The sequence below is a fragment of the Halovivax asiaticus JCM 14624 genome, assembly GCF_000337515.1.
GTDB lineage: Archaea > Halobacteriota > Halobacteria > Halobacteriales > Natrialbaceae > Halovivax > Halovivax asiaticus.
The window spans coordinates 1-23,627 of sequence record NZ_AOIQ01000013.1; the positions used below are offsets into that span (position 1 = coordinate 1).

A 23,627-nucleotide genomic window follows, 5' to 3' on the forward strand; every position below is an offset into this window, starting at 1 on the left:
GAGATGTGTATAAGAGACAGGGGATAGAGGGCGAACAGGTCGGCTTCCCCGATCAGGGGAACGAAAACTGGGAGCGCGTGCTCGGGATCAACCTGGGTGGGGTCTTCTACGCGATGCGCGAGGAGATACCGGTCATGCTCGAAGACGGTGGCGGCGCCATCGTGAACACGGCCTCTATCGCCGGTATCCTTGGCTTTCCGAATCTGAGTCCGTACGTCGCCAGCAAACACGGCGTCGTCGGACTGACGCGGTCGGCGGCCGTCGAGTTCAGCGCCGACGGGCTCCGGGTGAACGCGGTCCTGCCGGGCGTGATCGACACCCCGATGGTCCAGCGCTCGAGCGAAGAGGACCCGGACTCGATGGAGCAGACGATCGCCGCGATCCCGGCAGACAGACTCGGCGAACCCGAAGAGATCGCTGCGGCAGTCGTCTGGCTGTGCTCGGACGACGCCTCGTACGTCACCGGTCAACCGCTCACGGTGGACGGCGGGTACTCCGTTCAGTAACACCGGCCCGAGTGTCGAAACGGAGGGCCCCGGGCGAATTCCACCCACACGGGAAGTCCATCCGCCATTCGCCGTGGCGCTCCCGGCCGCCCCCGAAGCATGCGGCGCCCGGGTAACGTTTTACCGTGCTCGGCGACGTGCGTTGACCCTGCGCCCACGATGCGGGACGGTCTCGCGGAAACGACAGACTGGAGGCCGTATCGGGTCGGCGCATACGGAGGACTAATTATGGCATCAGCAACAGATACAGCGGAAAACAAGCGAATCGCCCGCCGATACCCCGAGGAAGTCGCCACGGAACGGGATCTCGACCGCATCGACGAGCTCCACGCGGACGACTTCGTCGAGCACGGGCCGTTCGGCGTCGAATCGCACGGACCGGAAGAAGACAAAGAACAGATGCGAACGTTCCTCGAGGCGTTTCCCGACCTCGAAGCCACCGTCGAAGAGATCGTCGCCGAAGGGGACACCGTCGCGATGCGGGTCCGGCTTCGCGGAACCCACCAGGGAGACTTCATGGGGATCGACCCGACCGGTGAGACGTTCGACGTGCAGAATATGGTATTCACTCGCATCGAGGAGGGGAAGATCGTCGAACGGTGGGTCAACCCGGACTCGCTCGGACTACTGGAACAGCTCGGCGTCGTCGACTCGCCCGTCGAGTAGATCCTGCTCGCCCGAGCGAGCGCCCGACGAACGAAACGGACTCCTGGCACGGCTCCCGACCGAACGGCGATCAGTTCGAGTCGGCAGTCGGTGTCGGCAGGGCGCGCACCTCCCGCGGCGGGAGCAGGAAGTTGCCCCGTCGTTCGACGGTCACGTACTGCAGGATGCCGTTGTTCAACCGCTGGCCGACCGCCGACGTCTCCGCGATATCGGTACCGTTCATGGCCGTCCGGGTGTCGACGAAGTCACCGATCCGCCGCTGCAGTGAGAGAAAGTGGAGAGTGGCCCGATCGTCGTCGGTCGAGTCGAAATCGCGCCGGAGGAGCAGCGGCGAATCGTCCTCACGCGCCCGGGCCGCCTTCTGTGAGTGACCGACCGTGCCGTGCTCCCGGGCGTCGTCCCCGGCGTGGGCGGGGCAGTTCCCGAGTCCGCTCGACGCGCCGAGATTGTGGCCGGCGCCCTCGACGCGGTCGTCGGCGGCGTGGGCGGGACAGAACATCTTCGAGACTCGCTGGTCGCGGGTGTCCTGTTCGTACCACTGGTGGAGATTCAGGCGGAGGAGCGAGAGTTGCTGGGTCGTCCCGCCGGCGAAGGGGCCCTCCCGGATCGTCACGCGATCCTCGCTGGCCTGGTTCTTCTCGAAGCCGGACTTGAAGCCCATGTACATCGGCGACTCTTCGGGCACCGGGTCGGAGTCGGGAACGTCCGACACGTCCTGGTTCTCGGCGGGGAGGCCCTCGCCGACGAAGCCCGTTCGTCGATCCACTCGCTCGAAGACGCCATCGAGCGTCGCCTCGACTGCGACGCCGTTGAGTTCGTCCAGTTCACCGCGCAACGCTTCCTCGGCCGCTAGGACGACGGAGCCGTGATCGCTGGCCAGATGGACGACCGCGTCCGGGCGGTCGAGCGCCGGGTCCTCGAAGGGGGCGAGCGCCTCGGGTTCTCGCAGGTCGACCGAATCGGGTACCGACGCGTCGAATCGATCGAAGTACGACGGGGCGTAACTCACCGTAAAGAGGAGGCCGTCGTGACTCCGCTCGTACGCGCGTTCCAGGGTGCGGAACGCGTCCTCGACCGTCTCTCGATCGGCTGCGGTCGGCTCGCCGTCGTCCGCGTAGTCGAGCAGGAGAAGCACACGGTGGCGCGGTGGGAGGTGGTTCCCGTACTCGTCCGTCGCGAGTCGCTCGTTCCACGCGTGTTGACGCGAGGGGAGCCCCGAGAGGTCGTCGGGTCCCTGCGGTACGTCGACCTGCGATTCGCGTTCGAGGCAGGCCGAGAGTGCCGCAGACCCACCGATGGCGACGGCGGCTCTGGCGAAGTCGCGACGCGAGAGGGAGTCGTGTGAGGGAGAGACCATCGGACGTGGTTCCTGGGGTAGTCGTTCGGGAACGGCTCGGCGCGGCGATCGCCTCGCGGTGCCGTCCCGTCGACCAGTTCTAGCTCCTCGTTGGCGGCTGGCGAACGTAAAATTGGCGGATGGCGGGCGGGCGGAACCGGTGTGGACCGGCTCGGTTCGCGGCGGTTGGAGACCGACTCGATTCGCGGCGGTGATCGACAGCCGAGGCGCCACCCACGACACGTTCGAATCACAATTCGTATGCTGACTGGTCGGGAAGTACCGCCGATGGAGCGACGGGAGTTCGTCGGGGCGGGCGCTGCGTTCGCGAGTGTGCTGACAGCGGGGTGTGCAGAGTCGGTGACGTCGCTGTTTCAGTCGGAAGACCGCCCACGCGAGCCACCGGTCGTCGACGATCGGCCGGACGCGGTGTACGTCCCGACGCACACGGAGGGGATGGAGATGGCCGGAATGGCCCGGGCCGGGCCCTACGCAGTCGCCCTCTCGTACAGTTACCCACACCGGTTCTGGACCGTCAGCGGCGACGAGGCGGAGCGAGTGTACGTGCAAGACCCGGGTTCGGCCCACCTCATGCTGACCGTCTGGGATCCAGTAACCAGGGTCGTCGTGCCGGTCGGGAGTCCCACGATCGAACTCACACGAGACGGGGACGTCGTCGACCAGCGGGCGCTCTGGCCGATGCTCAGCCAGACCATGGGCGCCCACTTCGGCGACAACGTGCCGTTTCCCGACGACGGGACGTACACGGCCACTGTCCGGCTGGACCCCCTCACGGTCCGACGGACTGGCGACTTCGCCGACCAGTTCGACGAACCAGCCACCGCCGCGATCACGTTCGACTACACTCGTGACGCGCGCGACGGCGTCACCGTCCGCGAGTATCCGGACGAGCAGGGCCAGAAAGGGGTGGCGCCCCCGGCGACGATGGACGGACCGGCCTCGACGGTCCCCCCGAAGAAGCGGCTTCCCGGGACCGTTCTCGGCGACGCGACGAGCGGCGACGCCAGGTTCGTCGCGACGGTCGTCGACGACGGCGATCGGCTCGGCGCCGACGGGACAGCCGGAAGGTACCTCGCCGTCTCGCCGCGGACGCCCTACAACCACTTTCCGCTCCCCTTCATGGCGGTGTCAGCGACGATCACGCGCAACGAAGAGCCGGTCGTCGCCGACGAGTCGCTCCGGGCGACACTCGACCCCGACCTCGCGTTCCACTACGGGACCGCGATCGAGGGTGTCGAGGCGGGCGACACCGTCACGCTGTCGATCGACACACCCCCGCAGGTCGCCCGCCACGAAGGGTACGAAACCGCGTTCCTCGCGATGGCCGACGTCGAGTTCACCGTGTGAATCGCCGGCTACCCGACAGCGAGGTCCGCACAGCGCATGGACACGACGCGGAGCGAAGGCCGAGTGCGCGCTCACCGAACGGCAGCGATCGCGGCGCTCACCGTCCGGCGATAGTGGCTGGCGAGTTCACCGACGACGAGCCGATCACGCGGGTTCGAACCGAACAGCGCGATGACGCCGCCGAAGGTGACGAGTCCGACTAGCGTGCCCAACCCGACCGCGATCCAGCCGTCGAGGGCCGAACGAACGCCGATCATGACGCCGGCCATCGCGACCCCGGCGCCGAGCGGGGCGAGGAAGGTCGCGTCGAACGGCCACAGGCCCTCGAACCGCCGGAGTAGGAGCACCTGCAAGAAGTTCTGCACGCCGATGGCGACGCTGGTCCCCAGGGCCGCACCGATCAGGCCGAACTGGAGAACGAACAGCGTCGTGAGCGTGAGGTTCATGACGGCCAGGAGCCACTCCAGCCACATCTTCGGGTAGTGGTTGTTCGTCATCGAGAGGAGGATCCCCGTCGCCCCGACGGCGTTGCCGACGAACCGGCCGACGAGGAAGACGAGAAGGATCTCGTAGCCACGGGTGTATTGCGGGCCGAAGATCGCGAGTAGGTCCCCGCCGAAGACGGCGAGGACGGCGATCAGCGGCACCGTCGCAGTGACGATGAGCCGCGTCACTGTGGTGTAGACGTCGTTCAGCGTCGCCACCCGACCGCGAGCGTAGAGGTCCGACGCGACGGGCGGCATCAACTGGTTGAACGCGATCAGCGGGATCGCCGCGAGGCCGACGAGTACGAGGACGACGTTGTAGATCCCCGCGGCCGTCGCGGTGAGTAACACGCCGATCAGGATCACGTCGACGCGCGTGCGGATCAGCCGCCCGACGCCGGAGAGCGCGCTCGGGACCGCGTGATCGAAGAAGTGCCGGGCCTCCGAGCGCAGGCCGCGAACCGTCGGTCGGACACCGATCGTCCCGATCGTGACGGGGTAGGCCACCACTGCGAGGGCCCCGACGGTGACGACGAGCGCTCCGACGACGCCGACCACGGAGTAGCCGAGGCCCACCGCCGCGGCCGCCGCGACCAGCCGGACGGCCGGGCGGAGGATCCGGTTGAGGAGTACCTCGCCGTTGGCCGACTTCGCCGCCTTGAGCGCCGTGGCGTGCATCCGCACCATCGCGAGGAGGACCAGTAAGACGCCGAAGAGGCGGATCGCCTCGGGAAACGCCGGCTGGTCGATCGTCGCCGCGTTGATCGGCTCCGCGGCGAGGAAGAGCAGTGCGGCGATGAGGAGCGACGTGACGAGCGTCGACAGGTACGCCAGCCCCAGCGAGCGGCGCTGGCGCTCCGGTTCGTCCGCGAACGCCGGCAGATCCCGCAGGAGCGTCATGTCGGCGCCCAGATTCGCAAAGCGGAGCGCCATCGTGGTGAGGCGCCAGCCGAACGCGTAGACGCCGTAGAGTTCCGGTCCCAGCCCGCGCGTGAGAATGGCCTCGATCCAGATGGAGAGGCCGCGCTTGACCGACACCCCGCCGCCGGTCACGACCGCGCCGTGGGCGATCGAGAGGAGCGCGTCACGCTCGTCGGCCGGGACTGCCTCGTCGGCCGTCGGCACGTCGTGGGCCGGGCGCTCATCGGCGAGCACGTCGCCGGCCCCGGTCGTATCGGCTCGGGCAGAATCGTCGGCCGAGTGGTCGACATCGGTCGCGTCGGCGGTCCGTGATCCGTCGGTGATTGCGATTCGTTCAGTTGGAGGTCCGTCGTCGCTCACGGTCTCGATTCTACGTCGAGGGAGCCACCCCCGCCGGAAAAGGCGCGCGAAAGCGGGTACCTTCGCCGTGAGACGGGGCTCGACTGTGCCGACCGTATCGGCCGCAGGCAAGTCTTAAGTTGATGGAAGGTTCGTTCCCCATTATGGAAAACATCCTTTCCACAATGTCGGTGATCACAGACATCCCCGAGAGAATCGACGGGCAGGATGGCGACGCACGGTTCCGAGCGAAGGTGGTCGCATGAGCGACGTTCCGCACAACATCAAGCGGCAGACGCAGATGGGCTACCTGATGCTCGCCGGGGCGGTACTGATCTTACTCGGAACCGCCGGTGCGCTCTGGTACACCGACGCGTCGCCGATCAGCTACCTCGGTGCGCTCGTTCCGTTCGGGATCCTCACGTTCTTCGGCTATCGGGCCATCTCCGCGGGTCGCGACCGGCGCGCCCTGGGTGACGAGCGAACCGAAAAACTGTACGGAAAGGTTGGACTCAACGCGTTCTGGATCCTGCTGTCCGTCATCGTCGTCGACATGGGGTTTTCCGTCTTGCCGTCGGAGCACGCCAGCACGATCTACGTCTGGGTCGGCCTGTTCGCCTACGGGTCGTACTTCGTCTACTACCGGTACGTGGAGTGACTCATGGAAAACGAACTGAAGGTCTACCGCGCGAAGCACGATCTGACACAGGAAGCCCTCGCGACGGAAGTCGGCGTCACCCGCCAGACCATCAACGCGATCGAAGCCGAACGGTACGATCCGTCGCTCGAACTCGCGTTCAAACTTGCCGAACACTTCGAGTGCTCGATCGAGGACCTGTTCACCTACACCGGTGAGTAGGAGACCGATCGGTCGGTCGACGTGAGGAAGCGGTGTGCACCACTATTGGTGTCTGGCCGCGCCAGCACAATCGTATTCTCCCGATCAGTGCGCAAGGCTGCTGAGCGATACGTTCAAAATATTCGGTTCGATGACGCTGGTGAAACCCGTAGAGAAAGATGTCTGCTGACCAGCCAGCGGTCAATACAGGAGGCCAACCGAACAGAGAGATACTACAAAAGATTTTATCATCTTACTATCTATTTTGGAAGTATGAGCGCCGACCAAAATGAGAGAAATTTACGGCTGTTGCTATCGATTGGAGGGCTGGCTTTGGTAATTCAGTCAGTAGTATTTCAGGGCACCTTCGGAATTGTGGAAAGTCCCGGGGTTTCCGGGGTTCTGAGAAACGTGCTGAGCGGAGGGCTATTGCTGGTGGCAACGATCTTCCTCTTCAGTGGGGTGTATCTACGCCTACGCGGTTCTCGATAACTATGCACGAGGTACTAAACACGCTTTCAGCACACTGGTAGCGACCCAAGCGGGTTTCAACAGAGCCCGTCCGACACGAACGAGTCGGCCGTGATGACTTTATATTCCGTATCCAATACCCAAGTTATCTAACTTTCCGAGGAACATCCGACCTAGAATCGGAATTTCCGAAACAGTACTCCGTCACTTATCCGGTTCCTGGCGGTGACAGGGAGTATGGGAAAGACCAATCCCACCTACCGAAACACGGTCCGCGCGTTCGAAACCGAGTGGTCGACGTATCACCGGGCACTCCGCAGGCAGCACCAGGACCAGTTCCAGCAACTCATCGATCAGGTTCGAAACTTCGCCGACGCTGGCGGCATGCAGAACCACCCCGATCCGATGACGACGCACCTGATTTCGATGCTGCTCGCCCACGAGTGTCGGCTGACGGAGCTCGAGTTCCAGCTTGAGAATCCGCGGAGTGGCCCCGCCATAACAGACTGAAAGAGAGTAGCTTAGAGAGCAGGTCCGGTGAATCTACTGCACACTACACGTGCGAACAGAGCATTGAAGCCCCTACCGACTATAGACCGTGTTTACCAATGTATTCATGAAACCCCCGATAAAGTACTAAGCTTCCACAACAGATTTATTGTAGCCTAATTACTATTGAACTACATTCGTGTCACTCTTGATCCTCTTGGCATTTACGTGGCTATGTGTGAGCATCTGGATCTGGTACGATGCAACAACCTACAGCTCTCACAGTGCTTTGCTGTGGAGTCTTACGGTGTTGTTTGGGGGAATTGTTGGGCTATTGCTCTACTTTAATATCGGACGGGACAAAGCAGGTGTGGAAAGTCATACGACAACGCGATCGACAATACGGTCAGAAGGCCTCAGCAAGTGTCCCAATTGCCGTGCAATAGAGGAAACAAACAGGGATACCTGTCGCTTTTGTGAAGAACCATTGCACAATTCCTGACCTCCGTTCTCACTCGACTGCCTTGTTCTCTACATACCCTGTATTGACCGCACCTGAGTCAAAAACTCGCACTTACGGCGGATTTCAACAGCACCAAGCGGCTGGTGCCCCTCAAACCGACTCCGGATCACCCCTGGACACCCGCCCCGTATCGAACTCCAGTAACCCGATCGCCGCGATGCAGTCCACGCACAGCCGTCTCTCCGCATCCGCGTACCGCTCCGACAGCGGCCCCTCGTGGACCGCCCGAACGGACGCCGAGTACGTCGTCGCCAGGTCCTGCCCGCATCGTGGGCACGGGTCGTCCGGCCGCGGCTCGTCGAAGTCGTAGCGACCCATCTCAGTTCACCTTCAAATTGCCGAATCGTAGGACGAGATCCTCGATCAATTTAGAATCCCAGACGAATTCGGGGTAGCGCTTCGGCTGACTGTACCGCTGCTGTGCGAGACCTTTTTGTCTCGATGGTGGGTTTCGTATCATGGTGGACAAATCTCTCATCGGGATTTGGAAGCCACGTCTCGGGTGCTGGTTCCACCCGGGACATTTCCGCAAGCGGCTGTCCCCGTACACTCGTTGGAGCGCGTGGCTTCCGTTCAGTACGTCAACGTGAAGTGCAATATAATTACCGGTTGGGTAGAAGAAAGTATTAGACTTGTTCCCGGGCGGACGCACGGAAACCGACTGCTTGCGCCGTCTTCGGAGAAACGCGCTCACTACTCGTGCGAGTACACCGGCTGTTCACGTCCTCGTGCGTGGTGGTACACTACGTGAGGCCCCACGCCAACCCGAGACAGATACCGAGACTCATACCGATCGAAATCCCTATCGCGATATCACCCAGCGCGAGCCCAAGAGCGACTCCCAGTAGCGGTCCGAACGCTATTCCCAGCGCCATCTTATTCGAATCTAGTTGACCGTCTTCCTCGTCAGACACGTGCTGTCTCTGGGATTGCAGTGAGATAAACCCAGAAGATCTACTGGCACGCGAGTTGCCTGTACTGACCGCAGACGACGCCATACCTAGCGTGTTCTACGGGTTTCTCAGAACTGGGGGATTCTGCAAAGCGGTTCGTGAAAGTGGACCCGGTTGATGGAGAGTTCGGGACTACCCCACCAGAGCCCAAATCCCAGCGAGACCACCGATGGCGGCCATCACGATCGTAATCCAGACGGCCCGCGTATCCGGCATAGTATCGAGGGAGGAAGACGAGATGAACACGTCGTAGATCACTCCTGCAATCATTCCGACCCCGCCAATCGAGAGGGAAACCGGGACGAGCGCGATCCGTCCGGAGACGACGCTGGAGAGCCCCATTCCTCCAAGAATGGCACCACAGACGGCGATCGACGCATACCAGAGACGAGCGCTCAGCATCGTTGGGTCTGTTGCACCCCGTTTGGCTTGATAGTTGCGTGGCCGGTCACGGAACAACCGGTGTGCGCATCGAGAGATCGACTCGTCACGTGTCCTGCCGCCGGCGCCACTCGTCGCGGACGAGCGGGCCCACGCCACCGATACCGATGAGGAGACCCCAGGCCACGACATCGGGGGCTTCGAGGGCACTGGCTGCGAGAAAGCTCAGCACAGCGACGGCGACGAGGAACGCGGTTTCTTTCGTGTCGCGCGAGAACATGTGGGAGAATAAGACGGAAAGGGTAAAAGAATCATCGTTTTATCGGGAGGGAGGTGACTCAGCTCCCAGCAGGGAGTAGCGCGAGTTCGTTCGCCAGACGGACCCACGGCTCCACTCCCATCGAGAGAGGCATGGGCGTACCCGTTCCCGACGTTGACGGCGACACGATCACCGTCACGCGCAGCGACAACTGGTTCGTCGCTCGCGACGAATCGGCCGGGGTTACCAGCCAGGGAGAGACGAAGGCGGCGGGCTCGAAAACGTGGTCGAAGCCCTTCAGCTCCACCAGTTCCCGGTCCCGGACGACGTCGACCCCGAGCCCTCCAACGCACCCTGATTCTATGCGTCCCCCTCGATTCAGATGGTTTAGACCGAACTACGAGGGTATTATCCACTGCTGAAGCCGTAGGAGGTCAACGCTCGGTCGCCGCGACGTACTCGTCTCGGGAGATGGTGTATCTGTGCACGTCGGCCACGGTGTCAGCCAGCGGCAGCCAATTCCGCAGTCGGCCCTCGTACCGACCGTCGTACCGGTCGACGTACGTTTCGATCGCCTTTCGTGACTTTTCGTTACCATCGATGTGCGCGGCGACGACGAGTTCCAAGTCGAGCTGATCGAACGCGACGGCGAGGATCGCATCGGCTCGTTCACCGGCGTATCCGCGCCCCCAGAATCGCGTCCCGAGGATGATTCCGAGGTTGGCGAGCCGTTTGTCCCAGTGCGGATACAATCCCGTCGTTCCGGCGATGACGCCCGCGCCGTCTTCCCCGTCCGTCGGACGAATAACGTACTTCGCTCCGTCTCCCTCGTCCCACGACCGCTCGGCCTCGTCGACGTAGTCGTGCGTCTCTTTTACCGTCTCGTGGGGCGACGAATCCCAGTACTCGAACATCTCGTCGACGTCCGCTCCGTCGCTGTAGAACTCGTGAAGGGCAAACACGTCGACAGTGTCGTGGGAAATCCGGTCGAGCTGGAGGCGCTCGGTCTCGATACGTTCGGGGAACATAGCACCCTACTCGCAACCGAGCGTAATCAGTATTGAGCCCACACACCCGCCGAGCGAGTGGGTCTCGGGGCCGGGCCAAACCGAACGATGCCCCGCCGCTGAATCCAGCAGCTCTGGTCAGCAAATCAGTTCCGACACCGGCTCGGCGGATCGGTGACGGCCGGGGGAGACGCAGCGCGCCACGTACGACGGTCTGTGAAATCGAGGATCGATCGATGCAGGCGGGACATGATCGTGTTCACCCCCATGTGAGCAACGCGGCCGGTTCCGCGACCAGACGGCCGAGTCCGAGCCATCGGCCCTCGCCGACGACGAGTTACGCACCGAGTTCGTCGGTGCCAGCCCGCCAGGACTAGCCCCGTCGCGGCGATCCGACACCGATGCCGAAAAGTCCAAGGAGTCAGCTGCCAGCGGTCGCAATCTATCTCCTGTCCAACGACCACATCGGCAACTACAGTCGAGGACCATAGTACGACCAGCGGTAACAAATCAACGTAAAAAGCCAACTATCCGGGCACCGTGAGTAGAACCAGGGTGTCAGTTACAGGACGATTCCCTGAGATGCTTATCTCCCCACTCGCCCATCGACGTGATAACGGATTCGAGTGACGAACCCCGGTCGGTCAACGAATACTCGACACGGAACGGTTTCTCGCTCACGATCCGTCGGTTCACCAGTCCGTTTTCTTCTAAATCTTCGAGACTGGTCGAGAGAACGGTGCTGGAGATCGACTCGATGTCGTCCTTCAACGCGTTGAAACCGAGCGGGCCATGGTCGAGGAGTCGGTGAATGATGACGGGGTGCCACTTTTGCCCGATGAGGTGGGCCGTACACGTCACGGAACACCACTCGTCGTCGGCGCACCACGACGCAACGCAGTGGTCTTCCTCGATTCTCCGGCTCATTTGGGTGCCCGATTTTAGTGCCAGACCTATTACGATACCGATGCTCGGTAGCCCCATGGGGGTAACTATGCCCTAACCTACTCAGGTATGTTAACCCCATCAGTGTGAGCTTCGCTGACGCTTATTAGAATCGTAGCGGGAAGTCAGCGTATGGACTCACAGACGAATCCATCGTCGATTGTGGGCCTTCTCGTGGCCTACATCAGAGACATGTTCGGCGAACGCGGGTTCCTGATGGTTCTCGCTGGCATTCTCGCTGGCGTCAGTATTGGCATCCTCGGAAACGGTGTGATCACGGTTCCCCTCCTTGGGTCGGTGCCTGCAACACTGGTCGGCACCGTCGGACTTGCTGGGGCCCTTATCACGTGCCAACAGTGGAGTTGCTGCGACGAGAACGGCGAGGGCGGGTGCGAATGCACGGAGGGGTGCGGCGACAGCTGTTCGTACGACCCCTGACGAATCACAATGGTCTCGATACCCGACGAAGCCGAGTGAACGGCGACGAAACCGGCAGATAGCCTCGGTCCTGCCATCACACCGAGGGCCACCGGACGAACTGACGGGTGAACCATACCCCACTCGACCGTCCCTACCTGGATTTTAATGCAATTCCCCCATACACCAAGATATGAAAGGAGGAATGAAGAGCCGACTGACCCGGTTCGACAACACGGAGTGGAACAATCCGTGGTACGTCCCTCTCGGTGGGGCGGTACTGGCCATACTGGGAGTGCTGCTCGGATACCGGCTTGCCGCGGCTGCCGGTGCCACCGGGCTGGGCGAGTACGGCATCACGGTGCTGTGTCTCGCGCTCACGATGGCCGTCGGGTTCGGCGGCCTGGCGATACTCGATATGCGCAACCGTCGTCAGTGACAAGATTTACTGTCTTCGTGAAACGCCACTAATACATGCGTCCCAGCAGGCGGACCGTCCTCAAAGTAGCGGGTGGCGTCGGGCTCGGCGGCGCCGGCATCGCCTACTGGAACCGCCGGTGGCTCCGACGGCGGGACGATGTCGACGCGATCGAGACGACGCTCAAGGTCACGGTCCCGACCGTGGCGAATCCGGTGACGGTGACCGACGCCCACCTCGACGCCGCCTACTCGTGGGCCCGCGAGCACGTGGAAACGACGGAGCGCAAACTCCCGGAGATGGAAGCAGAGGCGGAACACCTCGAAAACGCGAACGAGGATCTCGCGGGAAACGCTCCCGACGAGATCGAAGCCAGTGCCGATCGCCACGAGGCCCTCACAGCGTACAGACTCGCGGTCGCCTCGAGTGCCATGGCCCGTGGGAACCACCTCGAACCAGCGGAGGGGCTTGGAAGCGACGAACTGCGTGATGCCCACAAAACCCTCGGTGAGGAGCTCGACGCGTTCGATACGTCGTACGTCGGCGAGTCGCTCACTCGCACCGTCGTCCAGGCCAGCCACGCAGAATCGCTCACCCACAGCGCGGAGTCACGGTACACCAACGCACCAGAGTATATGGCGGGCGACCGCTCCAATTCGGCGATGGCCTGGGAGCGTGTCGCGACCGGACGGGTCGCACTGCACGACGCCGAGTGGTTCCAGGAAGTGCTCGCGACCGACGACACTGTCGACCGGACCGAGGCCCTCGAAGCGTGCAACGACCGACTCGCCGAGCGCATCGAATCGGCGACCGATGGCGTCCAGTGGGAGGACGAACACGGCATGAATACCTGGGCCTCCGGCCGATGGAGAGCGGCTCAAATGGATCACCGGTACGAACCAGACGACGCCAAGAGCGACGGACGACTCGCATTGGCGGTGTCCATCCAGGCCGAGTGGGCGACAGTCGCCGAAACGCTCGCCGAGTTCGACGACGTTCCCGGCTGGGGAGAGCTCGGTGACGCCGACATCGGACTACTCGACGACGTTGGAGAACTCGTGGCCGAAAAGCGATCCGCGAGCGATCGCCTCTCGACGACCGCCGACGCAGTCGGCACCGATCCCCTCGGTGCCCATTTGCTGCGACGGACGATTCAGAACGTCGAGCTGGCCGATTCGTCGCTCGATCACCTGCAAGAGAACGTCAGATCGTACGAGACGGCGGAATGGCAGACCGAACTCGATCGGGCAGCACTGCGATACCGTAGCGCGGCGGCGGATGCGGACGCGATCCCAACGATCGTCTCCCTCGTCGCCGACGGCTCCTGACGGGGAAGCGCCGTCTCGGCTAGCTCGTCGAAGCGGAAGCGCCGGTTCAGCCTCCAGATACGGCTGTCGCACGCGAGGTCGCCCCATCGATCTCGACGCACGGGTCGCGACAGGACGACACCCTTTCTGCCCGCAAGTAGAAGCGAACACGACGGGAGAACCTACTAGCGAGATTACACCACCGGGTTCTTCCGGCTCCGGTTTCGAGAGGTGAGCATGTTAGAGAACGCGATCGTCTCGGTTTTCGGGCTGGTCTTCGTCGTCGCCGGTGGCATCACGATGTACCACGGGTACGGTGAGCGCGCCGAGGGCGGGGTGATCGCCGAGACCGAGACGACGGCGATCCGGGATCTCACACCCGGACCGGTCGAGGTGAAGGGAACCGTTCGTCCCGCCGACGACGCGACCGCGATGGAGTCGCCATTCTCGGCGACCGAAGCGCTGGCCGTCAGCGTCGAGGTCGAGGAGCGCCAGGATGGGTCCTGGAACACGATCTTCGCGGACGAGTGGACCGAGTCGTTGCTCGTCGACGACGGAACCGGCGAGGTGCCGGTCGACCGTCCGCCCGCGGGCGAACTGGATCTCGAGGGAAGCGAAATCGAGGTCGGCGTCGACGACGAACCGCCGGCGGCCGTGCGACGCTACGTCGAAAACGAACCCACACTCGAAATTCCCGACCGGCAGAGCCTGGGGCCAGTGACCGTCGGTGAGCGCAGGCGCTACACGGAAGGCGTACTCGAACCGGGCGACGACGGCTACGTGCTGGGGGCGGCGCGAGAGACGGCGGCCGGGTGGGATCGGGCGGACTACGTGATCGACGAACCCACGGAATCCGGCGAGTTCGTCCTCTCGAACAGACCCGAGCGCGAACTGATCGAGGAGCGGACGCAGGGCGGACTCATCTCTCTCGCGTTCGGTGGCCTCCTCGCGCTCGTCGGCACCGCCGTCGCGATCCTGCCGTGGCTTCCTGTTTGAGTGCGACGCGATCAGGTGCCCGGGAACGGACTCCGAGCGTGGTCCGGTGCCGAGCGAACGAGCCACGCCGGCACGACCCGGGTGAGGACGACCATCCCGACGAGTTCGACGAGTGTCTGCGTGACGACGATCGCCGGCACGAGTTCGTAGCCCGCCGGCAAGGCGAGTGCTAGCGGGAGCACGACCAGGGAGTTCCGCGTCACCGCAGTGAAAACGAGCGCGCGGGCCGCACCCACGTCCAGTCCGACCGCGCTCGCGGCGAGACGGCCGAGCAGTGGCATGACGACGAGAAACGCGACGTAGACGGGAACGACAACCGCGATCTGGCCGATCGACGCTTCGACGCGGGGGAGCTGGGAGGCGATCACGACCAGCAGGGTTGCCCCCATCATCGGGACGGGAAGCCAGCCCATCGTGTCCTGCCACCGGTCGCCGGCGTCGGAGCGGGTCGCCCACAGGTCGGTGGCCCACGCGAGGGTCAACGGAAGCACGATGAGAAAGAAGAACGCCTCGACGAACGGGCCCGCCCTGATGATGGCCGCGAATTCGGGACCGACGAACAGCCACAGGTAGCCCGGGAGCGCCAGGAACTGGACGAGTAAGAGCGCCGGCGTCGCGGCGGTGACCTGTTCGGCGTCCCCGCCCGCGAGATCGGTGAACGCGATCACGTAGTCGACACACGGCGTCAACAGCACCAGACACACCCCGACGAGGACGACCGACTCCTGCGGGAGAACGCGCGTCAGCGCGAAGACGACGATCGGCACGACGAGGAAGTTCATCCCGAGCGCGGTCGCCATGAACCGGACGTTCGTGAACGCACGGCGAAACCTCGTGAACGGGATTTCGAGGAACGTGACGTACAGCAGGATCGCAAGCACAGGGGTAAGTACCCGCTCGAACAGCGGGGCGGCCGCGGGAAGACCGACCCCGAACCCGACGGCGAGCGCGACGCTCACGGTGTAGACGGCGACCTGGTGGGTCCGGAGCCAGTCTCGCGTGTTCACAGGGCAAATGTTGAAGGGAGAGCCCAAACCGCTGGCGATCCGGGCAGCGTTGCGTCGAACGATGGCGCTCGAAAACGGATGTCGACGGTGAAAAACAGCCCCTACAGAATCAGTGCACCAGCCGCCAGAATTCGCACAGACCCTGTACCAGTGGGTAGCTGTGGGAATCTTTTTGTTCGTTCCCACACTACTCACTCGTATGAGCAAAACGGCCGTCGCGGACGACCGGGGCAGAATCGTTATCCCCCACGAAATCCGGGAAAAGCACGGCGACCGGTACCGCGTCGTCGAACTCGACGAACGGGTAGAGTTGATCCCTATCGCCGACGACCCCATCGAAGGGCTCCGTGACGCCGTCGGCGATGCATTCGACGAGAAGTCAATCAAAGAGATCAAACGCGAATCTCGGGAGGCCGCCCGGGACGAAGCGACAGCCGACGTAGCCGAGACGGACCGATGATCTACGCCGATACAGATTTCTTCATCGCACTAGTGAAAGACGCCGACTGGCTGCAAGAGCGGGCAGCGACCATCGCGACCGAGCATGCTGGCCAGATCTACACATCGCGGGCAACACTGGTCGAACTGCTCATGATCTCCGATCGGTTCGACTTCGATCGAATGGAGGCGCTCACACATGCACTGGAAATCGCAACGGTGCCCGAAGACGAGGACGTCCTCTTCCAGGCGGCCGAGTACATGGACCAGGATGGACTCACCGCGTTTGACGCGTACCACGTCGCCTACGCAGCGGATGACCGGATAATCTCGTCTGACAAATCAATCGACGACGTAACCGACGAACGAATCGCCATCGAAGCGACGGCCGACGACCCATGAGCCTTTCCACCCACCCGACGAATCGCCGCGTATGCGCGTCGTGACGACACTCCCCTCCGCGACGGAACTGGTCGCCGCCCTCGGGGTCGACCCGGTCGGCGTCTCTCACAGCTGTGACTACCCGCCGCGAGTCGCGGATCGACCACGCATCACCAGTGCGGCGATCGACACCGAGGCATCGACCGCCGAGATCGATCGACAGGTGCTGGACGCCGACACCGACGGCGGCGTCTACGACGTCGACGCCGAGACGATCGAGCGGCTCGATCCCGACGTGATCGTCACGCAGGGCGTCTGCGACGTCTGCGCGGTCGACACCGTGCTCGTCGCGGACGCAGTCGAGCGAATCGATGCGGAGCCGGAAATCGTCACGATCGATTCCCACACGGTGGCCGGGGTGTTCGACGACCTGGAACGACTCGGGCACGTATTGGGGCGGGCTGACCGCGCCCGGACGGTTCGCGCCGACCTCGAAGCACGTCTCGAGGCCGTCCGCGAACGCACACCGGACGAACCCGACGCCCGGCCGAGCGTCGCCGTCTTCGACTGGACGGACCCCGTCATGGTCGCGGCCCACTGGGTCCCGGAACTGGTCGAGATCGCCGGCGGGCGCTACGAACTGGCTGAGGCCGGGTCGGATTCGCGCCCGCGCGAGTGGGCCGAACTGCGCTCGGCCGACCCCGACGCCCTCGTCGTCGCGCCCTGCGGCTACGACCTCGCACAGACCGCCGAGAACCTCGGAGACCTCACCGACCGCCCGGGCTGGGGCGAGCTCGCGGCCGTGGAAGGTGGTCGCGTCTGGGCGGTAGACGGCAACCACTACCTCAATCGACCCGGCCCACGGCTCGTCGATGCCGCTGAGACGATCGCCCGTCTCCTCCATCCCGACCGGTTCGACGCAGACGACACCCCGGACGCGAGCGTGGCCCGGCCGCTCTCGGCGCTACAGACCGGGCCGAGCGCATGAGACAGGCGGTTTCCGGATCGATGGCGCAGTTCCCGTAGCCCCCTGACGGCGGGGGCAGGGCCCCTCGCTGGGTGTCAATCGCGTTTTGTATCGGTCGCCTACTTAAGCGACTCGCGACCGTGAACGGCACCGATGATGGGGACCGACGATCGGGATGGAGCCGAGCCGAGAACCGCCACCAGAGAGTTCGACACCGACCAGATCGATCCGAACGTCGCGGTCGTCTCGGCGCTCGCCGAGATCGAAGACGTGCCCGTAGAGGAGTTGACCCCGTTGTACGGCTGCATCGACCACATCCTCGAACACCTGTACTCCAATCCGCCGGCCGACGAAGCGGACGTACAGATTACGTTCACCTACAACGGCTACCGGATCACCGTCGAGCAAGACGGAAACGCACGGTTCGAACCGGTCGAGAACTATCGCGTCGGGTGAGCGGTGGAGGGGTTCGAGGACAGCAGTGGCACCGTTTCCGGCGCTATTTCGCCGGAATCGTACACCGCGCCTCGTAGGTAACCTCGTCGAGCGAGTCGATCGTGGCGGACTCGCCGCAGACGGGACAGTCGGGCGAGCGGTGGACCGGGACCGTCTCGACCGACATGTCCGCGGCGTCGTACATGAGCAGCCGGCCGGTCAGCGCCTCGCCGATGCCCGTCAGTTGCTTGATGACCTCCGTCGCCTGGAGACAGCCGACGGTCCCGGGCAGGACGCCCAGCACGCCGGTCGTCGCGCAGTCGGGGACGGTCCCCGGCTCCGGCGCCTGGGGGAAGAGACAGCGGTAGCACGGCCCGTCTCCGCCGGGATCGATCGTGATCACCTGCCCCTCGAAGCGGTAGATCGCACCGTGGGAGAGTGGCGTGTCCGTAAGGACGCAGTAGTCGTTACAGAGATAGCGCGTCGCGAAGTTGTCGCTGGCGTCGCAGAGCACGTCGTAGCCTGCGGCGATCTCGTCGATCGAGCCGGCAGCGAGTCGCGTCTCGTAGGTCTCGACGGTGACGTCGGGGTTCAGGTTCCGGACGTACGCGGCGGCACTCTCGACCTTCGGGCGGCCGACATCGGCGTCGGCGTGGACGATCTGGCGCTGGAGGTTCGAGCGTTCGACGACGTCGTCGTCGACGATTCCCAGTCGGCCGACGCCAGCCGCCGCGAGGTACTGTACGACCGGCGAGCCGAGCCCACCCGCACCGACGACGAGCACGGACCCGTCGAGCAGCGCCGCCTGCCCGGCTGGCCCCACCTCGTCCATGATGACGTGACGCGAGTAGCGATCAAGCTGCATCGCGTCGAGCGAGAGGTCGCTCATACCCACCGTTGGCGGCGGCGGGCCAAAAGCTGGCGGGTCCGTGACTCAACAGCAGTATTGGCGGGTCCGTGACTCCACAGTTGTATCGGCCGAATACGCACCATACAGCGCCCAAAACGCGACTATTTCGAAACACCCCCCAGATTTATTATCGTGTGATGTGAACCCATGCCTATGGGAGCCACTCCCACTGGTGCCGACGACGTGTTCGACCAGTTTTTGACGGACCGCGGTCACGAGACCGAGCCCGTAGGCTGGGATCAGAACCGGCGGAAGAAGCAATGCCCGGACTGTGGCGGTCTCCACGACGAAGCCGCCACGTCCTGCACCGTCTGTGGGTGGACACCGGCCCGATAGCCCCTGTGGCTGTACTGAGCCGTAAACGCGCCGACCCGCGTTTTAGACCTTAACGAAAATAGCTGTTTCAACGATCGGTATTACTAATAGCAAGAATTACAGACGTGTAGACGAGCTACGCATGGAGGAATGCCAGAACTGCGGGTCGTTCGTCACCGACACGTACGTCAGAGTGTTCACGCCGCCCGAGGAGGACCAACCGCGTGTCTGTCCGGACTGCCCCGACATGGTTCGCGACGGGGCCGACGTCCGGCAAGCGCGGTCGACGCGCGGAGCGTGACCGGTCGTCCACAGGGGTGACTGGGAACGGCCCCCGAGAATCAGGAGCACAGTCGAACGTGCCCGACGATTCAGTCACCGTCGGTTCGAACGAAACCCACGTCACTTATGGGGGACGCGCTCCTGTACGGTGACAATGACCGCAAGCGACACGACGGTGACGCGCCTCTTCGGTGGGCCGGGCAGCGGGAAGACGACTGCGCTGCTCGACCACGTCGAAGAGATTCTCGAGGCCGACGACGTCACGTTCCGCGACATTCTCGTCGTCTCCTACACCCGTGCTGCCGCCCAGGAGGTCCGCGAGCGTCTCGCCGAGCGCTTAGACGAGAACCCCCGCTCGCTGCAGGGCAACGTCTGTACGATGCACGCGAAGGCCTACGAGCTGCTCGACCTCTCGCGCGGCGACGTCATCGGCGAGTCCGACAAGGAGGACTTCTGTGAGGAGTACGGCATCGAGTACGAGGACGAGTACAGCGGCGCCGGCCGCCGGACCGCCCGCTCGACGACCATCGGGAACAAGATCATCGCGACGAGTCAGTGGCTCCAGCGGACCAGCCGAGACGTCTCCGACTGGTACGACGTCCCCTTCCAGTGGGACGACGAGGAGGTTCGCCTGCCGCCGGAGATCGACGATAACGCCCAGGAGGGCAACAAGTACACCCCGACCTGGCCGAGCGACGACGACCGAATCGACGTCCCCGAGGCCATCCGTGGCTGGCGCAACTACAAGGGCCAGGAGGGCAAGATCGGCTTCGCGGACATGTTAGAGCGAGTCGAACAGCGCTCGCTCGTCCCGAACGTCGACTACCTCGTCATCGACGAGTTTCAGGACATCACCACCCTGCAGTACGACGTCTACGAGGAGTGGAAACCCCACGTCGATCAGGTGCTGATCGCCGGCGACGACGACCAGGTCGTCTACTCCTGGCAGGGCGCCGATCCCGCGCTCCTCCTGGACGAGGAAGTCGACGAAGACGTCGTCCTCCCGAACTCCTACCGCCTGCCATCGAACGTGTTGAACGCCGTCAACCGTGAGATCCGCCACATCGACGTCCGCCAGGACAAGGACCTCAACCCGCGCAAGGAAGGCGGCGTCGTCGAGGCGGAGACGAACAAGTCCATGCTCGACGTCGTCCGGATGGTCCGGCGCGCCCTCGTCGAAGACGACGGCACGATCATGCTGCTCTTCCGGGCGCGCTACCAGATGTTCCAGTTCATCGACGAGTTCATCACCGAAGGTGTCCCCTTCACCGCCCTGACCGACCAGCGGATGTGGACCGACCGCCTGACCCAGTACGTCCGCGCCGTCGAGGCCATCAGCGAGGACGAGGACATCGACGGGCTGGAGGCGCGCCGACTCGCCGACATGCTCCAGGACTCGGCGTTCGGCACCAACGAGCGCGACGCCCTCTTCGACGAGATCGACGAGTTGCAGGAGGAGGCTGGCGTCGACGACCTGGAGGCGGTCACCGTCCCTGCCTCGGTGATCGACGAGCACGTCCCGTTCATGCCCGACAAAGCGTCCGCATCGGACATGCTCCGGAAGGTGACCAGCTTCCAGAAGAAGTCCGTCAAGGCCTACTTCAACATCGGCGAGTACCGCGGGATGGACACCGACCGGGTCCGCGTCGGTACCATCCACTCCGCGAAAGGTCGCGAGGCCGACCACGTCTTCGTCGGCACCGACCTCACCGAGAAGGTCGTCGAGCAGATGGTCGCCACCATCGAGGATCGCTCAGGCGACGGTACGGGTGGCGTCACCGACATCCCCGGCGTCGAAGAGTTCACCAAAACCACCTCACCCGTCCCAGTCCTCACCGACAACGAACGGCGCGTCTTCTACGTCGGAATGTCCCGGGCTCGCGAACGGCTCGTCCTGCTCGAAAATCTGGTCGACGGCGCCCCCACGCTGCCGATCGACGTTCTGCTGAACAACGAGCTCACGGACCAGAGCCTCGAGGAACTCGTCGAGGAGGCCCAGCGCCCGCAGGAACTCGAAGCCGAAGCGCCGTGACGGAAGCGCTCGCGGCGATTCGATCGGCGCTCGAGAGCGAGGAAGCAGCCGGACTCGTCCACGCCGGCCCACGGCCGGATCCCGGCATTCACTATCTGCTCGCAAGCCGGGACGACCACACGGCACCCGACGTGGACACGGCCGATCTCGAAATACCGCTCGACGCGGCCGGCGGCTCCCCGCTCGACGGCCAAGCGAACGATCCCTGGGCCGTCGCCGTCGTCCCCGACGACGTCCTCGTCGTCTCACCGGCGGACGCCGATCGGCCGGCTGCGACGCTCGCGAAGCGACTGTCGACAGCGCTCCCCGACGGCGAAACGCTGCTCGCCCCGGCGTCGATCCCCCACGACGCGGCGCTGTACGTCGAGCGGGCGGGGTTCGAACTCGCCTCCACCGACGCCATCGACCTGGCTCGCGAACGAAAGGGAGCCGTGGCCCGTGCCCGGATCGAAACCGCCCAGCGAGCCGCCGTCGCGGGCCTCCGCCGGGCCGGCGAGGTGCTCGTCGACGCGACAGCGACCGCCGACGGACTTCAGACTGCAGACGGACCGCTCACGACCGACCGGCTGCGCCGCGAGATCGATGCCGTGATCGTCGCCGCCGGGGCACGCCCCGCGGGAGCGACGAGCGTCACCGGGGCCAAGCCCGAGCGACCCATCCAGTCCGGCGACGCGCTCGTCGTCCGGCTGGCACCGCGCGGGCCGGGCAGCTACCGGGGCTATCTCGCGCGGACGCTCGTGCCGGACACCGACGGTGGCTGGGAACGACGCGCGCACGTCGCCGTCGAGAGCGCCCTCCGGTCGGCGGCCACGATGCTCACGGCCGACGCCGCGGCCGTTCGCGAGGTCGAAGTCGAACTCGCTGCCGAGGCCGGCTCCTTCGGCTTCGAGCGGGAGGCGACGGCGAGCGTCGGCGGCGTGGGTCTCACCGTCGGCGAACGGCCCGTTCGCCCGGCTCACGAGGTCACGGCGGGGGCCGTCGTCGCGCTCGAGGCGTGTGTGCCGGCCCCCGACGGCCGCGAGGTCGTCCTCGCCGACCTCCTCACAATCGATGGGGACGATGTCGAGTGGCTCTCGCGGCCGAGTCGCACGCTCGATCCGGTCGCGCTCACAGAGCGCAGCGACCCGCCGACGGCGTGATACCGACCGCGGCCTACTCCTCCTCGTCGGACTCGACGGTGAGCGCGTCTTCGGCCCGCGACGCGACCGCCCCCGGTAGATCGCCGGGCGTCGTCAGGTACTGCTCGATCGCGACGAGGACGATTGCCAGCCCGACGAGCGCGCCACCGAGTAGCGGCTCGCCGCGAAGCACCAGAAAGTCGATGCCGGCGATCGCGGCGGGGATCGCGAAGATGAGGACGCCGGCGAGCTGGATCGTCTCGACGATACCTGCCATTGCCCGACCCAAGGACGGCCGAGCCAAAAGGTTCGTCGGTCAGGAGGAGTGCGACGGGAGGTCGGTGACCTGTGTCGGCGTCGGGCGCTATCACGGAAACAGCGGGCGTTCGATCGGCTTCGGCGGGTCGCGGAACGCCCCGTAACGAATCCGAGATAGATAACGGGAACGGAACAATTAACCCGCAGGACCCCCGAGCACTCGACATGTTCACCGGTATCGTCGAAGAGACGGGGACGATCCGATCGCGCGACGCGACCGACGACGGCGTTCGCCTGCGAATCGAGGCCGACGAGGTCGTCGAAGACGTCGCACATGGAGCGAGTATCAGCGTCAGCGGCGTCTGTCTGACCGTCGAGCGCTTCGAGACCGGGTCGTGGTTCGAGGTGTTCCTCGCGAGCGAGACGGTCGAGCGGACGTATCTTGGCGATCTCGCCGTCAGCGACGCCGTCAACCTAGAGCGGGCCATGCCCGCCGACGGTCGGTTCGACGGCCACGTCGTCCAAGGCCACGTCGACGCGGTCGCGACCGTCTCGGCGGTCGAGTCGGTCGGCGAGGACTGGTACGTCGAGTTCGAACTCCCAGACGGCTACGCCCGGTATGTCGTGGAGAAGGGCTCGATCACGCTCGACGGAATCAGCCTCACCGTCGCCGACCTCGACGGCGACCGGGTCACGGTGGCCATCGTCCCGACGACGTACGAGATCACGACGCTCTCGGAGAAGGACGTCGGCGGTCCGGTCCACCTCGAGGTCGACGTGCTGGCGAAGTACGTCGAATCGATCGTCGAAACGCCGGATCGGGCCATTCCGTCGGCGCAGTGAACGCGGTGGTCTGCCG

General features: G+C 64.4%; 31 protein-coding genes. 20 read left to right on the forward strand and 11 right to left on the reverse strand.

Annotated features, from left to right (window positions below):
- On the forward strand, positions 1-506 hold a 506-nt coding region (locus C479_RS07145; protein ID WP_007700113.1), incomplete at its 5' end, for an SDR family oxidoreductase.
- A gap of 228 nt (positions 507-734) precedes the next feature.
- Complete coding sequence (locus C479_RS07150) at positions 735-1,172, forward strand: ester cyclase (protein WP_007700117.1); 438 nt, start codon at positions 735-737, stop codon at positions 1,170-1,172.
- 70 nt (positions 1,173-1,242) lie between these two features.
- On the opposite strand, the gene C479_RS07155 is transcribed toward C479_RS07150, so the two are convergent.
- Positions 1,243-2,529, reverse strand: coding sequence for a DUF7405 family protein (locus C479_RS07155; RefSeq protein WP_007700120.1), 1,287 nt, complete (start codon positions 2,527-2,529; stop codon positions 1,243-1,245).
- 267 nt (positions 2,530-2,796) lie between these two features.
- Between C479_RS07155 and C479_RS07160 the strand changes: the two genes are divergently transcribed.
- Entirely contained in the window at positions 2,797-3,876 is a 1,080-nt protein-coding gene (locus tag C479_RS07160) for a DUF7350 domain-containing protein (protein ID WP_152415834.1), read from the forward strand.
- Between the two features lie 71 nt (positions 3,877-3,947).
- Here the strand turns inward: C479_RS07160 and C479_RS07165 are convergent, their stop codons facing one another.
- A complete protein-coding gene (locus tag C479_RS07165) occupies positions 3,948-5,642 on the reverse strand; it encodes an oligosaccharide flippase family protein (RefSeq protein ID WP_007700125.1) in 1,695 nt (564 codons plus the stop codon).
- A gap of 241 nt (positions 5,643-5,883) precedes the next feature.
- Here C479_RS07165 and C479_RS07170 point away from each other — a divergent pair, with 241 nt between their 5' ends.
- The 4 genes from C479_RS07170 (at position 5,884) to C479_RS07180 (ending at position 7,440) form a co-directional block, all read left to right on the forward strand.
- The gene (locus tag C479_RS07170) at positions 5,884-6,279 is read left to right on the forward strand and encodes a hypothetical protein (RefSeq protein WP_007700128.1); all 396 of its coding nucleotides are present in this window, start codon (positions 5,884-5,886) and stop codon (positions 6,277-6,279) included.
- A gap of 3 nt (positions 6,280-6,282) precedes the next feature.
- A complete protein-coding gene (locus tag C479_RS07175; protein WP_007700131.1) occupies positions 6,283-6,480 on the forward strand; it encodes a helix-turn-helix transcriptional regulator in 198 nt (65 codons plus the stop codon).
- Positions 6,481-6,732: 252 nt separating this feature from the next.
- Positions 6,733-6,951: a hypothetical protein gene (locus tag C479_RS15815; RefSeq protein ID WP_083893841.1), complete on the forward strand. Its 219-nt coding sequence runs from the start codon at positions 6,733-6,735 to the stop codon at positions 6,949-6,951.
- Between the two features lie 216 nt (positions 6,952-7,167).
- Complete coding sequence (locus C479_RS07180) at positions 7,168-7,440, forward strand: hypothetical protein (protein WP_007700134.1); 273 nt, start codon at positions 7,168-7,170, stop codon at positions 7,438-7,440.
- A gap of 592 nt (positions 7,441-8,032) precedes the next feature.
- Here the strand turns inward: C479_RS07180 and C479_RS07185 are convergent.
- The 6 genes from C479_RS07185 to C479_RS07210 all read right to left on the reverse strand — a co-directional run bounded on the left by C479_RS07185 (position 8,033) and on the right by C479_RS07210 (position 11,469).
- A complete protein-coding gene (locus C479_RS07185; protein ID WP_007700136.1) occupies positions 8,033-8,260 on the reverse strand; it encodes a hypothetical protein in 228 nt (75 codons plus the stop codon).
- Positions 8,261-8,685: 425 nt separating this feature from the next.
- The gene (locus tag C479_RS16490; protein ID WP_169317774.1) at positions 8,686-8,856 is read right to left on the reverse strand and encodes a hypothetical protein; all 171 of its coding nucleotides are present in this window, start codon (positions 8,854-8,856) and stop codon (positions 8,686-8,688) included.
- A 171-nt stretch (positions 8,857-9,027) separates the two neighbouring features.
- Positions 9,028-9,297, reverse strand: a complete 270-nt coding sequence (locus C479_RS07195) for a hypothetical protein (protein ID WP_007700141.1) — start codon at positions 9,295-9,297, stop codon at positions 9,028-9,030.
- Positions 9,298-9,382: 85 nt separating this feature from the next.
- Positions 9,383-9,556, reverse strand: a complete 174-nt coding sequence (locus tag C479_RS16235; protein WP_161607164.1) for a hypothetical protein — start codon at positions 9,554-9,556, stop codon at positions 9,383-9,385.
- A 413-nt stretch (positions 9,557-9,969) separates the two neighbouring features.
- The gene (locus tag C479_RS07205; RefSeq protein WP_007700146.1) at positions 9,970-10,563 is read right to left on the reverse strand and encodes a GNAT family N-acetyltransferase; all 594 of its coding nucleotides are present in this window, start codon (positions 10,561-10,563) and stop codon (positions 9,970-9,972) included.
- A gap of 537 nt (positions 10,564-11,100) precedes the next feature.
- Positions 11,101-11,469, reverse strand: coding sequence for a winged helix-turn-helix transcriptional regulator (locus tag C479_RS07210; RefSeq protein WP_007700149.1), 369 nt, complete (start codon positions 11,467-11,469; stop codon positions 11,101-11,103).
- Positions 11,470-11,619: 150 nt separating this feature from the next.
- On the opposite strand from C479_RS07210, the gene C479_RS07215 reads away from it, so the two are divergent.
- The 4 genes from C479_RS07215 (at position 11,620) to C479_RS07230 (ending at position 14,625) form a co-directional block, all read left to right on the forward strand.
- A complete protein-coding gene (locus C479_RS07215) occupies positions 11,620-11,925 on the forward strand; it encodes a hypothetical protein (protein ID WP_007700152.1) in 306 nt (101 codons plus the stop codon).
- A gap of 172 nt (positions 11,926-12,097) precedes the next feature.
- Entirely contained in the window at positions 12,098-12,343 is a 246-nt protein-coding gene (locus tag C479_RS07220) for a hypothetical protein (protein ID WP_152415835.1), read from the forward strand.
- 35 nt (positions 12,344-12,378) lie between these two features.
- Positions 12,379-13,650: a hypothetical protein gene (locus tag C479_RS07225; RefSeq protein WP_007700163.1), complete on the forward strand. Its 1,272-nt coding sequence runs from the start codon at positions 12,379-12,381 to the stop codon at positions 13,648-13,650.
- A gap of 216 nt (positions 13,651-13,866) precedes the next feature.
- The gene (locus C479_RS07230) at positions 13,867-14,625 is read left to right on the forward strand and encodes a GIDE domain-containing protein (RefSeq protein WP_007700166.1); all 759 of its coding nucleotides are present in this window, start codon (positions 13,867-13,869) and stop codon (positions 14,623-14,625) included.
- 11 nt (positions 14,626-14,636) lie between these two features.
- Here the strand turns inward: C479_RS07230 and C479_RS07235 are convergent, their stop codons facing one another.
- The gene (locus C479_RS07235) at positions 14,637-15,632 is read right to left on the reverse strand and encodes an arsenic resistance protein (RefSeq protein ID WP_007700168.1); all 996 of its coding nucleotides are present in this window, start codon (positions 15,630-15,632) and stop codon (positions 14,637-14,639) included.
- Positions 15,633-15,831: 199 nt separating this feature from the next.
- Here C479_RS07235 and C479_RS07240 point away from each other — a divergent pair, with 199 nt between their 5' ends.
- The 4 genes from C479_RS07240 to C479_RS07255 all read left to right on the forward strand — a co-directional run bounded on the left by C479_RS07240 (position 15,832) and on the right by C479_RS07255 (position 17,874).
- Positions 15,832-16,092 carry a hypothetical protein gene (locus C479_RS07240; RefSeq protein ID WP_007700170.1) on the forward strand — a complete coding sequence of 87 codons (261 nt, stop codon included), beginning with the start codon at positions 15,832-15,834 and terminating at the stop codon, positions 16,090-16,092.
- A complete protein-coding gene (locus C479_RS07245; protein WP_007700173.1) occupies positions 16,089-16,472 on the forward strand; it encodes a type II toxin-antitoxin system VapC family toxin in 384 nt (127 codons plus the stop codon). The genes C479_RS07240 and C479_RS07245 overlap by 4 nt, the downstream gene beginning before the upstream one ends.
- 31 nt (positions 16,473-16,503) lie before the next feature.
- Positions 16,504-17,439 carry a cobalamin-binding protein gene (locus C479_RS07250; RefSeq protein WP_007700175.1) on the forward strand — a complete coding sequence of 312 codons (936 nt, stop codon included), beginning with the start codon at positions 16,504-16,506 and terminating at the stop codon, positions 17,437-17,439.
- 132 nt (positions 17,440-17,571) lie between these two features.
- Positions 17,572-17,874 (forward strand): HalOD1 output domain-containing protein, encoded by a 303-nt coding sequence (locus C479_RS07255; protein WP_007700177.1) that lies wholly within the window; start codon positions 17,572-17,574, stop codon positions 17,872-17,874.
- Between the two features lie 43 nt (positions 17,875-17,917).
- On the opposite strand, the gene ubaA is transcribed toward C479_RS07255, so the two are convergent.
- Positions 17,918-18,742, reverse strand: coding sequence for an SAMP-activating enzyme E1 (ubaA, locus tag C479_RS07260; RefSeq protein ID WP_007700178.1), 825 nt, complete (start codon positions 18,740-18,742; stop codon positions 17,918-17,920).
- A 174-nt stretch (positions 18,743-18,916) separates the two neighbouring features.
- Here ubaA and C479_RS16770 point away from each other — a divergent pair, with 174 nt between their 5' ends.
- From C479_RS16770 to C479_RS07270, 4 genes are all read left to right on the forward strand, one after another.
- Complete coding sequence (locus C479_RS16770) at positions 18,917-19,099, forward strand: HVO_0416 family zinc finger protein (RefSeq protein WP_083893845.1); 183 nt, start codon at positions 18,917-18,919, stop codon at positions 19,097-19,099.
- A gap of 121 nt (positions 19,100-19,220) precedes the next feature.
- Positions 19,221-19,379 (forward strand): DUF7563 family protein, encoded by a 159-nt coding sequence (locus C479_RS16495; RefSeq protein WP_007700181.1) that lies wholly within the window; start codon positions 19,221-19,223, stop codon positions 19,377-19,379.
- Between the two features lie 135 nt (positions 19,380-19,514).
- Positions 19,515-21,392 carry a UvrD-helicase domain-containing protein gene (locus tag C479_RS07265; RefSeq protein ID WP_007700183.1) on the forward strand — a complete coding sequence of 626 codons (1,878 nt, stop codon included), beginning with the start codon at positions 19,515-19,517 and terminating at the stop codon, positions 21,390-21,392.
- Positions 21,389-22,531: a M24 family metallopeptidase gene (locus C479_RS07270; protein WP_007700186.1), complete on the forward strand. Its 1,143-nt coding sequence runs from the start codon at positions 21,389-21,391 to the stop codon at positions 22,529-22,531. The genes C479_RS07265 and C479_RS07270 overlap by 4 nt, the downstream gene beginning before the upstream one ends.
- Positions 22,532-22,544: 13 nt before the next feature.
- On the opposite strand, the gene C479_RS07275 is transcribed toward C479_RS07270, so the two are convergent.
- A complete protein-coding gene (locus tag C479_RS07275) occupies positions 22,545-22,787 on the reverse strand; it encodes a DUF7533 family protein (RefSeq protein WP_007700188.1) in 243 nt (80 codons plus the stop codon).
- 206 nt (positions 22,788-22,993) lie between these two features.
- Between C479_RS07275 and C479_RS07280 the strand changes: the two genes are divergently transcribed.
- Positions 22,994-23,611, forward strand: a complete 618-nt coding sequence (locus C479_RS07280) for a riboflavin synthase (RefSeq protein WP_007700191.1) — start codon at positions 22,994-22,996, stop codon at positions 23,609-23,611.
- Positions 23,612-23,627: the final 16 nt, after the last annotated feature.